This is a genomic window from Eggerthella guodeyinii, from assembly GCF_009834925.2.
Classification (GTDB): Bacteria; Actinomycetota; Coriobacteriia; order Coriobacteriales; family Eggerthellaceae; genus Eggerthella; species Eggerthella guodeyinii.
The window spans coordinates 1924726-1938836 of record NZ_CP063310.1; the positions used below are offsets into that span (position 1 = coordinate 1924726).

Consider the following 14111-nt stretch of genomic DNA (forward strand, 5'->3'; position numbering starts at 1 on the left):
ACGGAGCGTCAACGGAGGGGGTATCATTGCTCGGGTTGTTTCGGGCGAGCGATGAGAGGAGCCGGCGGGCATGGGAAACGTACTGCGCGTGTTCAAGCGCGATGTGCTGCGGCTGCTCAAGGTGCCGCCGGCGCTCGTGGTGGTGGTCGCGCTGCTCGTGCTGCCGTCGGTGTACACCTGGTACAACGTCGTCGGATTCTGGAATCCCTACGACAACACGGGCAACCTGCGCGTGTGCGTGGTGAACGAGGACGCGGGCGGGTCGAGCGAGCTGACCGGCGAGCTGCGCGTGGGCGACATGATCGTGGAGGAGCTGCACGGGAACACCCAGCTCGACTGGGCGTTCGTCGACCGCGCCGCCGCCATGGACGAGCTCGACGCGGGCACGAGCTACGCCGCGTTCGTCATCCCCGAGGACTTCACCGAGCGGCTGCTGTCGCTGACCACCGGAAGCTTCGAGCAGCCCGAGCTCTCCTACTACGTGAACGAGAAGACGGGGCCCGTGGCCCCGAAGATCACCGACACGGGCGCGAGCACGCTCGACGAGACCATCAACTCCACGTTCGTCTCCACGGTGAGCGACGTCGCCGCCGATGCCGTCGACCAGGCGATCGGCGCGTCGGGCGACGCCGTGGAGGCGTCGAGGAGCAGGGCCGCGGCGAAGGTGGCGGGCGCCGTGCAGGTGGTGTCCGACGCGCGCGCCTCGCTCGGGTGCATCGTCGCGGCCACCGACGAGGCCCAGGCCAAGGTGGGCGGCTCGAAGGAGGCGCTCGGCCGCGCGCGCACCGAGATCGCCGCCGCGAGCGACGCCCTCGGCTCCATCGCGAGCATCGCCGCCCAGCTGCAAAGCGACGCGGCGGAGCTCTCGTCGGCGGCGATGCCCGCCGTGAACCGGACCGTCCGCGCGGTGTCGGAGGCGTCGGCGAAGGCGAACGGCGCCGTCGGCAGCATGGCCGCGGCGGTGGGCGAGACCCAGGCGGGCATCGGCGCGACCATCGTGCAGGGGCAGGCCGCTGTGGACGAGAGCAGGGCGCTGGCCGCCCAGGTGCGCCAGATGGCGCAAGCGCTGTCCGACGGCGACCCGGCCAAGGAGCCGCTCGTCGCCGTCGCCGACGCGCTCGAGCAGCGCGCGGACGACGCGCAGGCGACGCTCGACGGCCTCGCCGAGGCGAACGCCCAGGCGGGCGACCTCGCGCAGGAGGTTTCGCGGGCGGGAGCATCCTTCGACGCCGCGACGCAGGGGGCGGCCGGCGCCGCAGGCGCGTACGCGGACGGCCTGTTCTCCACGACGGTGCCCACGGTCAACGGCAGCCTCGCGCAGCTGAGCGCCGCGTCGGCGTCGCTGTCGGCCGCCGTGTCGAACCAGCGCCTGCTGGTCGACCAGACCGGGCTCGTGCTCGATCAGCTGGCCTCCACGCTGACCACCGCCCGCGAGGCGCTCGGCCAGACGGACGCCGTCCTGGCCGACCTCGAGCAGGGCCTCGGCACCGTGCAGACCGACGTGCTGGCGCTCGGCGAATCGGGCGCGCTCGCGCAGGCGTTCGGCGGGGGCGGCCTCGACGCGGCCAAGATCGCCGACTTCATGGGGTCGCCCACCGAGCTGGTCACCGAGCAGCTCTACGAGCTGAACGCGTACGGCTCGGCCATGGCCCCGCTGTTCATGAACCTGACGTTCTGGATCGGGGCGTTCATGCTGCTGGTCATCATGAAGCAGGAGGTGGACGGCGAGGGCGTGCGCCACCTCACCGTGACGCAGCGCTACCTCGGGCGCTTCCTGCTGCTGGCCGTGATGGCCGTGCTGCAGGCGGCGATCTGCTGCGCCGGCGTGCTGGCCATCGGGGTGCAGGCCGCCGACGCGCCCGCCCTGTTCTTCGCGGCCGCCGTGGCCTCGCTTTCCTACCTCAGCATCATCTACGCGCTGTCGGTGACGCTGCAGCACATCGGCAAGGGCATCTGCATCGTGCTCGTGTTCGCGCAGATCCCCGGCGCCACGGGGCTGTACCCTATCGAGATGACCTCGGGCTTCTTCCAGGCCGTCTACCCGTTCTTCCCCTTCACCTACGGCATTTCCGCCCTGCGCGAGGCCATCTTCGGCTTCTACGGCTCGCAGTACGCGGACGCGCTGGGCATGCTGGCGCTGTTCTTCGCGCTGTCCATGGCCTTCGGCATCCTCGTGCGGCCGCTCATGGCGAACGTCAACCGGATGGTGGCCTGCCAGGTGCGGGAGAGCGGCCTCTTCAACGGCGAGGACGTGGAGATACCCGCGCGCCCGTACCGGGCGTCGCAGCTGTTCAGGGCGCTGTCGGACAAGGAGGAGTACCGCGAGGAGCTGCGGGCGCGCACGATGCGCTTCGCGCGCTGGTACCCGCGCCTCATCCGCGGGGCGGTTGCCCTCGGGCTCGCGGTGCCCGTCGCGCTCACGGTGGTGTTCGCCCTCACGCCCGCCGAGAAGGTGTGGCTGCTCACGGCGTGGCTCGGGTGGCTCGTGGCGGTGTTCGTGTTCCTCGTGGTGGTGGAGAGCCTGCGCGCGGGCCTCGCGCGCCAGATGAGGCTCGACGGCATGAGCGACGCGGGGCTGCTGCAGCTGGGCAGCGCGCGCAACCGGATGGCGCGCTCGTCCGACGACGGCGCCGACGGCGGAGCGCCGGATGCGCCCGGCGCGCCCGACGTCCGGGACGCGGAAGGGGGCGTGGCGCATGGGTAACGCGGCGCGCATCGTGCGCAGCGACTTCAAGAGCCTGTTCGCGAACGTCATGAGCACGATCATCGTCGTCGGCCTCGTGGTGATGCCGTCGATCTTCGCGTGGTACAACGTCATTGCGTGCTGGAACGTGTTCGACAACACGGGCAACCTCACCGTGGCGGTGGCGAACGTGGACGACGGCTACGAGAGCGAGCTCGTGCCCCTGCGCGTGAACGTCGGCGAGCGCGTGGTGTCGGCGCTGCGCGCCAACGACGAGATCGACTGGACGTTCACCACCGAGGAGGACGCGGTGGACGGCGCGCGCTCGGGCCGGTACTACGCGGCCGTGGTCATCCCGGAGGGCTTCAGCAAGGACATGCTGACGTTCTACTCCGACGACGTCCAACACGCGAAGATCGTCTACTACGCCAACGAGAAGAAGAGCGCCATCGCGCCGAAGATCACCGACAAGGGTGCCGACTCGGTGTCGTACCAGGTGAACGAAGTGTTCGCCCAAACGCTGTCCGAGGTGGCGCTCGGCATCGCCGAGTCGGTGTCGAGCTTTGCCGACGAGGCCGACGCGGACGGCCGCATCGCCGCCGTGTCCGGGCAGGTGCGCGACATGGGCGCGCAGGCGGACCGCATGGCGTCGGTGCTGGAGCTGTACTCGTCGCTGGCCGGGGCGTCGCAGGCGCTCGTGAGCGACTCGGGGAAGCTCATCGCGTCCGCGCGGGGCGCGGCCGACGACGCCGGGGCCGCGGCGTCGCAGGGAACGTCGTCCGCCTCCGCCATGGTGGCGGCCGTGAAGGGGTCGGTCGACGACCTGTCGGCGGCGCTCGGCGCGAGCGACGAGGCGTTCGCGGAGGTGTCTGCGGCGTCCGGCGCACTGTTCGACGCCGCCTCGGCGGGCGCCGAGCAGGGCGCGGCGGGGCTGCGCGGGCAGGCCGAGGCGCTCGACGCGCAGATCGCGCGGTACCGCGACCTCGCCGCCCAGCTCGAGGAGCTGCGCGGTTCGCTGCCGTCCGAAAGCCAGCCGGCGCTCGACGCCGTCGTCGCGCGGCTGAACGCCGTCGCCGGGCTCATGGAGGGCATGCGCGACAACCTGGCGGCCGCCGCCGGCAAGCTGGAGGCGGGCAACGCCGACGTGCAGGCCGAGCGCGCGGAGGTCGAGCGCCTGGCGGACGAGGCGCGGCAGGGCTCGGAGGCGCTCGCAACCTCGTTCGACAGCGGGCTGAAGCCGAGCTTGCAGCAGCTCGCGGACAGCGCGGGCGTCCTCGCGGCCGCCCTGGGCGACGGCCTGGACAGCCTGCGCGCGGCAGGGGCCGACCTGTCCGCGTCGGCCGGCTCGGCCGCCGACGTGCTGGGCGGCGCGAGGACCGAGGTGGACGCGGCGGCGCAGAAGCTGCGCGAGACGGCGCGCGAGCTGGACGCGCTGGGCTCCGCGGTGGACGAGGCTCTGGCGGCCGGCGACGCGGGCGCGCTGCGCGCGGTGCTCGGCGCCGACGCGCAGCTGCTGTCGCGGGCGCTCGCGGCGCCGGTGGGCATCGAGCGCGAGGCCGTGTTCCCGGCCGAGAACTTCGGCTCGGCCATGGCCCCGCTCTACACGACGCTCGCCCTGTTCATCGGGTCGCTCTTGATCCTCGTGGTGGTGAAGCCCACGGTGTCCGAGCGCACGCGCGAGCAGCTGGACGACCCGCAGCCCCGCCAGCTGTTCATGGGGCGCTTCGGCGTGCTGGCCTTCCTGTCGCTCGCGCAGACGACGGTGATGGGCCTCGGGAACCTGCTGTTCCTGCAGGTGCAGGTGGCCGAGCCGCTGCTGTTCATGCTGTGCTTCTGGATCGCCGGGCTCGTGTTCACGTTCCTGATCTACGCGCTGGTGGCGGCGTTCGCGAACCTCGGCAAGGCCGTGGCGGTGCTGCTGCTCATCATCCAGGTGACGGGGTGCGGCGGCTCGTTCCCGCTGCAGCTGCTGCCGCCGTTCGTGCAAGCCCTGAGCCCCTGGCTGCCCGCGACGCACGTGGTGAACGCCATGCGCGCGGCTATGTTCGGCACGTACGGGGGCGACTTCTGGACGGAGATCGGGCTGCTCCTGCTGTTCCTGATCCCCGCCGCGCTCGTCGGCCTCGTGCTGCGGGGGCCGCTTGCCAAGTTCATGACGTGGTACGTCGAGCAGGTGGAGTCCTCCAAACTTGTGGGATAATCGTGCGGAAGAGATGAGAGAGGAATTCCGCATGGCACGAACCGGCGTACCGTCGACGACGCGTCGCACGCTCCACTACTTCTGGTTGGTCACCCGAAAGCACCTCGGGCTGTTCGCCGCGCTCATGACCGCGACGTTTCTGTTCGTCGCGCTGCTGTCGTACGGCAACCCCTACGTCATGAGCCTCGTGGTGGACCGCGTGAGCGCGGGCTCGGTGGCTCCCGACGAGGTGTTCGCCGTGTTCGGGCCGTACATCGCGGCGCTCGTCCTCATCAACGTGGCCGGCCAGGCGGCCAGCAAGGTGCAGGACTACACGATGTACCGGCTGGAGATCGCCGCCTCCTACGACCTGGCCACCATGTCGTTCGACGCGCTGTCCAACCAGTCGATGTCGTTCCATTCCAACCGCTTCGGCGGCACGCTGGTCAGCCAGACCACCAAGTTCATGAGCGCCTACCAGCTGCTGCTGGAAACCCTCACGTTCCCGTTTCTGCCGGTCGTCTGCTCGGTGGTGTTCACCTGCGCCATCCTGGCGCCGCGGGTGCCGGTGTACGTGGCCATCCTCATGGTGCTGCTGGCGGTGTACGCGGGCGTGTCCTACTTCATGTACAAGCGCATCCTGCACCTCAACGAGCAGGCGGCCAGCGCGCAGAACCAGCTGTCGGGCGAGCTGTCCGACTCGGTGGCCAACATCCTGGCGGTGAAGACCTACGGGCGCGAGGACTACGAGCGCGGGCTGTTCGACCAGGCGAACCGCGAAGTGGTGGCGCGCGACTCGAAGCGCATGTGGGCGTCGCTCACGCGCGGCATCGTGACGGCGTGCATCACCATCGCCATCATGAGCGTGGTGGCCGTGTTCATCGCGGGCGGCAACGCGTGGTACGGCATCACGCCGGGCACGCTCGTGGTGATGTTCACGTACACCTACACGGTGACGAACCAGTTCAACTTCATCAACAACGGCCTGCAGCGCTTCAACCGCGCCTTCGGGGACGCCAGCGGCATGACCGTCATCCTCGACGAGCCGCGGCTCGTGGCCGACAGGCCGGGCGCGCCCGAGCTCGAGGTGCGCGAGGGCGCCATCGACTTCGAGGACATCGGCTTCTGGTACACCGACGGCGACACTCGCACGCAGGTGTTCGACGACCTCGACCTGCACATCCCCGCCGGCCAGCGCGTGGGCCTCGTGGGATCGAGCGGGGCGGGGAAGACCACCCTGACGAAGCTGCTGCTGCGCCTGTCCGACATCCAGGAGGGGCGCATCCTCGTGGACGGCCAGAACATCGCCGACACCACCCAGCAATCGCTGCGCCGCCAGATCGCCTACGTGCCGCAGGAGGCGCTGCTGTTCCACCGCTCCATCGCGGAGAACATCGCCTACGGGCGGCCCGACGCCACGATGGAGCAGATCCGCGAGGCGGCGCGCCAGGCGAACGCCTTGGAGTTCATCGAGCGGCTGCCGCAGGGCTTCGACACCGTCACGGGCGAGCGCGGCGTGAAGCTGTCGGGCGGGCAGCGCCAGCGCATCGCCATCGCGCGGGCGCTTCTGGCCGACTGCCCGGTGCTCGTGCTGGACGAGGCCACGAGCGCGCTCGACTCCGAGAGCGAGCAGCTTGTGCAGGACGCGCTGGCCACGCTCATGCGCGGGCGCACGGCCATCGTGGTGGCGCACCGCCTGTCGACGGTGGCCAGCCTCGACCGCATCGTGGTGCTCGACGGCGGCCGCGTGGTGGAGGACGGCCCGCACGCCGAGCTCATCGAGGCCGGCGGGGCCTACGCGAACCTGTGGAGCCGCCAGACGGGCGCGTACCTGGAGTAGGGGCCGCCCGGTGCGCGCTTGGGCACCGGGGGGCGTCGCGCCCGCCCGTCCTGCGCGCCCCCGCGCCTCGGCCGCCTCGGGTCCCCGGTCGCCCTCCGCCTCGCGCCCTCCGCCGCGCTCCGGGCGCGCCTCCTATGCAAATTCTTACAAGTTTCTGCATAAAAGGGGTTACATATCCGGTTCGAACCGCATATACTGCGAGCAGTCCTTTAAAAGCGGTACAGAGAGACCGACAAGGTAACACCCCAAGCGTTCAGCTGAACAAGAACGCGAACGAGTCGAAGCCTTTGTCTGTCGCGGAGGCTTTTTTCATGCCCTCGCGCGGACGCCGCCAACTCGGGGGCGACGCGGACGCCCGGCCTTGCCGGAGCGGGCGCGGAACCCGGCGGTACGCAGGTCCGTCTGTACGCACTCGAACAGAAAGGGTGTGTATGAACGACGCAGCAACAGTCAAGACCGTCTGCATGGACGCGGACGAGATCGAGCGGTCGTTGACGCGCATTGCGCATCAGATCCTCGAGGCGAACAAGGGCGCGGACAACATCGCGCTCGTCGGCATCGTGACGCGCGGCGACCTGCTCGCCAAGCGCCTGGCCGAGAAGATCGAGCAGATCGAGGGCACGAAGGTGCCGCTCGGCAAGCTCGACATCAGCTTCTACCGCGACGACTTCGCGACGCATCTCGCTCCCGAGGTGCACTCCACCGACATCTTCTTCGATCTCGACGGCAAGGACATCGTCCTCGTGGACGACGTGCTGTACACGGGCCGCACCATCCGCGCCGCGCTCGACGCGCTCATGGACATCGGCCGCCCGGCCACGGTGCAGCTGGCCGTGCTGGTGGACCGCGGGCACCGTCAGCTGCCCATCCGCGCCGACTTCGTGGGCAAGAACGTGCCGTCCTCGGCGGACGAGAACGTGCGCCTCTTCCTGGAGGAGACGGACGGCAAGTCCGAGGTCGAGATTCTGGAAATCGCACCGGGCTCCCGCGCGGGTTCGGCACCGCTGGGAGGTGAATAGGGCATGGCCTTCAATCACAAGCATCTGATCGATATCACGGAGTACTCCGCCGAGGATATCATGACCGTCCTCGAGACGGCCACGCGCTTCAAGGAAGTCAACGAGCGCCGCATCAAGCAGGTCCCCACGCTCAAGGGCGTCACGGTCGTGAACATGTTCAACGAGCCGTCCACCCGCACGCGCTCCTCGTTCGAGATCGCCGAGAAGCGCCTGAGCGCCAACAGCCTGAACTTCGGCGGCAGCTCCACCTCCACGGTGAAGGGCGAGAGCCTCGTGGACACGGTGGAGACGCTGTGCGCCTACAAGATCGACATGATCATCGTCCGCGACAAGCACGCGGGCGTGCCCCGCAAGATCGCCGACGTCTCCGGCGCGCACGTCATCGACGCGGGCGACGGCAAGCACCAGCACCCGACGCAGGCGCTGTTGGATCTGTACTCCATCTGGGAGGTCAAGGGCGACCTGGCCGGCCTCAAGGTGGGCGTCGTGGGCGACATCGGCCACTCCCGCGTGTGCGGCTCGCTCATCCCCGCGCTCAAGATCATGGGTTGCGAGGTGACGGTGGTTGCCCCGCCGACGCTGCTGCCGGCGCGTCCCGACATCCTCGGCGCCGACCACGTCACCACGAAGCTCGACGAGGTGCTGCCCGACCTCGACGTGGTGTACATGCTGCGCATCCAGCGCGAGCGCCTCGAAGGCGCGCCGTACCCGTCGCTGCGCGAGTACAACATGCTGTACGGCCTCACGAAGGAGCGCGAGCCCCTCATGAAGCCCGACGCCCTTATCTGCCATCCCGGCCCCATCAACCGCGGCGTCGAGCTGGACAGCTACATGGCCGACCATCCGAAGCGCTCGGTCATTCTCGATCAAGTCTACGCCGGCATCCTCACGCGCATGGCGGAAATGTATCTTCTTCTGGGAGGGAGCGAAGATGGCCTTACTGCTTAAGAACGCCCATGTGATCGACCCGCAGGTCGGTCTGAACGAAACGGCCGACATCCTCGTGCGCGACGGCAAGATCGTCGAGATCGGCCAGAACCTCGCGATGGAGAAGGGCGTCGAGCGCGACCTGGGCGGCAAGATCGTCGTCCCCGGCCTCGTGGACATCCACGTGCACCTGCGCGAGCCCGGCTACGAGACGAAGGAAGACATCGCCTCCGGCACGCGCGCCGCGGCCCACGGCGGCTTCACGGCGGTGTGCTGCATGCCGAACACGAAGCCCGTCATCGACAACGCGGTGGGCGTCGAGTACGTCAAGGCCCGCGCCGCGGCCGTCGGCAAGTGCCGCGTGCACGTGGCCGGCTCCTGCTCGCAGGGCCTCGCGGGCGACACGCTGTCCGAGATGGGCGACATGGTGGCCCACGGCGCCGTCGCCTTCACCGACGACGGCCGCGGCGTGCAGGGCGCGGGCACGATGCGCCGCGTCATGGACTACGCCGCGCAGTTCGACCGCGTGGTGATGAGCCATTGCCAGGACGAGGACCTCGTCGGCGCCGGCCAGGTGAACGAAGGCGTCGTGTCCACGCGCCTCGGGATGCTGGGCTGGCCGGCGGAGGGCGAGGAGATCCAGATCGCCCGCGACATCGCTATCTGCCGCCTCACGGGCTGCCCGCTGCACGTGCAGCACCTCACCACCGCCCGCGGGCTCGAGCTCGTGCGCGCCGCGAAGGCCGAGGGCCTAGCAGTCACCTGCGAGGTCACGCCGCACCACCTGTTCCTCACCGAGGACGCCATCGGCGACGACTACAACACCTTCCTCAAGGTGAACCCGCCGCTGCGCACGGCCGACGACGCCGCCGCGCTCGTCGAGGGCGTGAAGGACGGCACGGTGGACGCCATCGTCACCGACCACGCGCCGCACAACGACTTCGAGAAGAACGCCGAGTTCGAGCTGGCGCCCTTCGGCATGATCGGCCTGGAGACGTCGCTCGCGCTCGTCATCACGAACCTGGTCGCGCCCGGCATCATCAGCTGGGAGCGCGCCATCGAGCTCATGGCCGCGAAGCCCCGCGAGATCCTGCGCGTCGAGCGCGTGGCCCTCGAGCCGGGCGCGACGGCCGACCTCACGGTCATCGACCCGGACGCCGCCTGGACGGTGGACGCGGCCGACTTCCTCTCGAAGGCCGTGAACTCGGGCTTCATCGGCGCCGAGCTCACGGGCCGCGCCACCGACGTCTACGTGGGCGGCTACGCCACCCTCGAGGACGGCGTGATCGTCGAATAACGCGAAGAGCGCCTCATCGCAGATACGACAGCCTGCGCCGGAACCGTCCGGCGCAGGCTGTTACGCTGTTGCGGCGTCGCTTTCCTTCTGCATCTTCTCCACGATGAGGGCGGCATCCTTCACCTTCTCGGCGCATTTGAACGGCACGGGGCGCTCGCCCTTGAGCACGTCGAAGCACGTGACGCCGTGGTACTTCTGCTCGAACTCCCCCAAAGCCGCGCGCACCTTGCCGAACACCACCGCGCGACCCTCCAGGTCGCCGGGCACGCCGGTGCTGTACCGGTGGCTGACGATGGCGGTGGCGGAAACCATCGCCCCGCACATTTCCTGGGTGGCGGCGAACCCGCCGCCGTACCCCTCGGCCAGCTTCAAGGCCGCATCCTCGTCCAGGCCGAGCTCGTCGGCGAAGGGCACCAGCACCGATTGGGCGCACGTGCATCCTTTCGCATACAGCCTGACCGCTTCCTTCGCCTTGTCTCCCACGGGAACACCTCGCTTGGCTCGTTGCCGTCTGTGCCTCCCATGATAGGAATCGCGGCGGAAAACCGCAACAGAAACCTGGCAGAAGGATCAGCTGCGCGTACCGTGCGCACCGTGGAAGGGCCCGGTTGCCGGGCCCTTCCACGCGCCGGGAGCGCGGGGCGGCGCGCTGGCTAGTCCGCGCCGTCCCTCCGGCGCCTTGCGGCCGCCGCCCCGAGCGCGCTCGCGGCGAGCGCCGCGGCGGCGACGGCGAGCGGGACGGCCGGAAGCGTCCCGTCGCCCGTCTTCGCGAGCGCGCTGCTGCCGGTTCGGCCGTCCGTCGCGCCGCCTGCGCCGGGCGCGACGGACGGCTCGTCGGCGGCGAGGGCGGTTGCGCGGAAGTAGCGGCCGTTCGGCTCGACGAACGAGGAGGCCAGCACGAACAGCTTGCCGTCGCAGGCCGCCGCCGTGGGCGAGAGGGCCTTCCCGTCAGATGAGCGCTTGGCGTACGGCTCGAACGAGGACCGGCCGTCGAGCAGCAAGTACGTGTCGGCCTTGCCGTCGGCGGAAAGCGGTCCCACCATGGCGACGCCCCCGTCGACCGCGGCGAACGAGCGGGCGTCGTCGGCGCCCTCGCTGAAGGCGGGGAACGCGTTCTCGAGCACGGTCCCCGCGCCGTCGCGCACCGCTTCGAGCGAGCCGTTCTCCGCGTCGTAGACGTACACGGTGGAGCCGCTGGCCACCACCTGCGGGTTCGTGCGCGCGACGGCGAGCGTGCCCGCGGGGGAGAGCGCGCCGCGTTCCGCATCGTAGGACAGGATGGCCGAAGCGGAGGCCGCGCCGCCGTCGCCGCCCACGAGCAGCAGCGCGCCGTCGGCGTTCGCGAGCGTCGAGCCGCGCGGCACGCCTGCGGCAGGAAGCTCGTCCCAGCGGCCGGCGTCCGGGTCGTAGGCGTACAGGCGCGTCTCGGCCTTGTCGGCGTCGGCCGGATCGACCGCTCCCCAGGAGCGGGGCACCCCGTCGCCCACGAGCTCCATGGACGTGCCCTTCACCAGGAGCTTCCCGCCCCAAAGCGCCGCCGAGGCGTCCTGGAGGGGCTCGGGCAGCGCGGCCAGCTCCTGCCAGGCGTCGGCGGCGACGTCGTAGCGCCACATGCGCTGCACGAAGGCCGACCCTTCGATGAGCGCCGTCTGGGGCAGGGCGAGCAGGCCGCCCTGCAACGGCTGGAGGATGCCCGAGGTCTCGTAGTCGACGAAGTCGTCGACCGCGTAGTCGTCGCCCGCGGAGGCGGGCAGCGAGCACGCGAGCTCGTACACCGTGCGGCCCTGGCTCACGAAGAACGACCGATGCGAGGTCTTCCCCGCCGCGGTGGTCACGCGCACGTCCACGATGCCCGACAGCGGCTCCTCCGCCGTGAGCAGGACGGACGAGTCGTCCCAGGCGTCGATCGCCGCCGGGAGGCTTTCGCCGTCGTCGCCGAGCCCGGCCTGCCTCACCTCGACCGCGCCCGCCCTCGCGCCGAACGCGGTGCCCGCGACGGACAGCGTCGCGCCCTCGGCCGCGAACGAGTCGATGACCGGGTTCAGCGCGGTCTCGGGCGCGGAGGGGTCGCCGACGACGGACAGGTCGAGCGCGCCGCCCGTCGTGGTGCGGCCCGCCAGCGAGCCGTTGGGCCGCACGGTGCCCATGAGGCGCGCGGCCAGCTGGGCGGCCGTGTCGTCGGGGTGCTGCGCGGCCAGGACGGCGCAGGCGCCGGCGACGGCCGGCGTCGCCATGGACGTGCCGCTCAGGTAATCGTAGGGCACCTTCTGGGTGCCCACGCCCACGGAGTCGAACCAGATGTGCGTACCGAGGGGCGCGACGAACGTGACGCGCAGGCGGAAGTCGGAGAAATCGGTGCCTGCGGGCAGGTCGAGGTCGAGCGCGTCCCAGGTCTGGCCGAGACATTTTGCCGACCCGTGCTCGGAGTCGTCGATGGAAGCCCAGGTGCCGTCGGCGAGCTTCACCTGGGCGGCGTAGGGGGCTGCCAGCGCTTCGGTGTACATCGACAGGCCGAAGGACGCGCCGGCTCCCTCCGCGGGTGCCGCGACGTCGGTCGCGGCGAACTCCACGACGTGCATGCCGTTGGCTCCGTGGACTTCGACCGGTTGGTCGAGCGTCGCGGAGAAGCTGCCCGAGCCCGTGGCGAACGCGGTCGCGTCGCCGTAGTCGGCGTCGGACAGCGGGGCCGTACCGCCCTCCGCCGTCACGGCGGCCAACGTCACGGCGCTCGACGCGCCGTCTCCGTCGAACCCTTCGTAGAGCAGGTTCGCGCCGTCGTCCACGACGTCGGGCAGGTAGCGGGAGCACGAGAGCGGCACGGTGGAGAGGATGCCGCCGCCCGGGGCGCCGAGGTCCACGGTGGTCGCGCCGTAATGGCTTCGATCCCACAGCTCGTCGGCCGTATTCGTCGCGGCGACCACCACGGCGTAGGGGTTGTCCTTGAGCGTCGACGCGGAGTAGAGGTTCTCGTCGTTGTCCTGGGCCCAGTTGCCCGCCCCGAACACCGAGACGATGCCGCAGCTCTCGCCGAGATCGCGCACGGCGGCGTCGAGCGCGCGGCTGGCCTGCGCGACCACCCAGGAGTTGCTCGTCACCCGCACGTCGATGCCCTGCTCCAGCACGGCCTTCTTGACGAAGGCGTAGGCGTTCAGCTGGTCGACGAGCGACGTGGTGGCGTCGCCGTTCTTGATGACCATGAGCTTGGCGTTCGAGGCGATGCCGCTCGTGCCGGCCCCGTCCCATTCCGCGGCGATGATGCCGGCGCAGTGGGTGCCGTGGTTGTCGTTGTCGGTCACGTCGGTCGCGTCGAGCGCCGGGTTGGCCGCCGCCTCGGCGTTGTAGCCGTACTCGCCGCAGCCGAGCGCGCGCTGCTGGTCGGCCGAGAAGCGGTAGATGGACCCGTCCAGGTCGGGGTGGCTCGCGTCGATGCCGCCGTCGAGGATGGCCACGACCGCCTCGTCGCCGCCCATGTTGCCGCCCGGCTCGTTCCAGCTCGGCGGGTTCGCGCTCGCCGCGTCCGAGGCGCCGGGGGTCTGCAGCGTGGAGCCGTCGTTGCCGAAGCCCCACTGGTAGGCGGTCATGTCCTTGGACGCGGCCGTCGCGGCAGCGCCGCCTCCGGAGGCGAGGCTCGCCGCGACGGCGGCCGTGGCCGACCCGTCCCCGTCGGCCGGCTGGGCGCCCGTGTAGTTGGGCTCGGCGAATAGCACCGACGGGTCGTCCGCGAGCTCGTTCAGCAGCTCCTCGGTGCTCAGGGAGTCGCTGCGCACGACCGTCAGGCTGTCCGCCGCCCCCGCGCCGATCGCTTCGGCGTCGAGGTCCATGACGGCTTCGGCGCCGGCCTCGTCGGACAGGGTCGCGACGGCCGCGCCGTCCAGGCAGGCCACGGCCTCGCCTTCGGCGTAGGGGCCGGACGCGAGCATCGCCGGGATGTCGTCGGCCCAGCCGGCGTCGGGTTGCGCGGCCGATGCCGGCACCGCAGGCGCGAGGCTCAGCGCCAGGGCGAGCGCCAAGGCGAGGCGCGCGAAGCCGCCGAGCGCCCCTGCTGGGAAGTTGCCCGCCTTTGCCAAACCCGGAAGCTCTCGCATGGTGCGTCCTTTCTCGCGATCGATGAGTACGCGATCACTGTAAGCGCAAGGGCGCAACAAAAGTGCAACAGGGAGCCGTCC

At 70.5% G+C, this 14111-nt stretch carries 8 protein-coding genes; 6 read left to right on the top strand and 2 right to left on the bottom strand.

Annotated elements, in window-relative coordinates:
• The first annotated feature begins 70 nt into the window (after window positions 1–70).
• From GS424_RS07970 to GS424_RS07995, 6 genes are all read left to right on the top strand, one after another.
• Window positions 71–2704, top strand: coding sequence for a YhgE/Pip domain-containing protein (locus GS424_RS07970; protein WP_160941646.1), 2634 nt, complete (start codon window positions 71–73; stop codon window positions 2702–2704).
• Entirely contained in the window at window positions 2697–4883 is a 2187-nt protein-coding gene (locus GS424_RS07975; protein ID WP_160941645.1) for a YhgE/Pip domain-containing protein, read from the top strand. Before GS424_RS07970 ends, GS424_RS07975 begins: the two co-directional genes overlap by 8 nt.
• Before the next feature lie 31 nt (window positions 4884–4914).
• Window positions 4915–6702, top strand: coding sequence for an ABC transporter ATP-binding protein (locus GS424_RS07980; protein ID WP_160941644.1), 1788 nt, complete (start codon window positions 4915–4917; stop codon window positions 6700–6702).
• 431 nt (window positions 6703–7133) lie between these two features.
• Window positions 7134–7721, top strand: coding sequence for a bifunctional pyr operon transcriptional regulator/uracil phosphoribosyltransferase PyrR (pyrR, locus tag GS424_RS07985; RefSeq protein WP_154331851.1), 588 nt, complete (start codon window positions 7134–7136; stop codon window positions 7719–7721).
• A 3-nt stretch (window positions 7722–7724) separates the two neighbouring features.
• Window positions 7725–8669 (top strand): aspartate carbamoyltransferase catalytic subunit, encoded by a 945-nt coding sequence (locus GS424_RS07990; protein WP_087189704.1) that lies wholly within the window; start codon window positions 7725–7727, stop codon window positions 8667–8669.
• Window positions 8653–9945: a dihydroorotase gene (locus GS424_RS07995; RefSeq protein WP_160941643.1), complete on the top strand. Its 1293-nt coding sequence runs from the start codon at window positions 8653–8655 to the stop codon at window positions 9943–9945. Before GS424_RS07990 ends, GS424_RS07995 begins: the two co-directional genes overlap by 17 nt.
• 60 nt (window positions 9946–10005) lie before the next feature.
• Here GS424_RS07995 and GS424_RS08000 read toward each other — a convergent pair whose 3' ends face one another.
• Complete coding sequence (locus GS424_RS08000; protein WP_160941642.1) at window positions 10006–10428, bottom strand: C-GCAxxG-C-C family protein; 423 nt, start codon at window positions 10426–10428, stop codon at window positions 10006–10008.
• Between the two features lie 170 nt (window positions 10429–10598).
• Window positions 10599–14030: a S8 family serine peptidase gene (locus GS424_RS08005; protein ID WP_160941641.1), complete on the bottom strand. Its 3432-nt coding sequence runs from the start codon at window positions 14028–14030 to the stop codon at window positions 10599–10601.
• Between the last annotated feature and the right edge of the window lie 81 nt (window positions 14031–14111).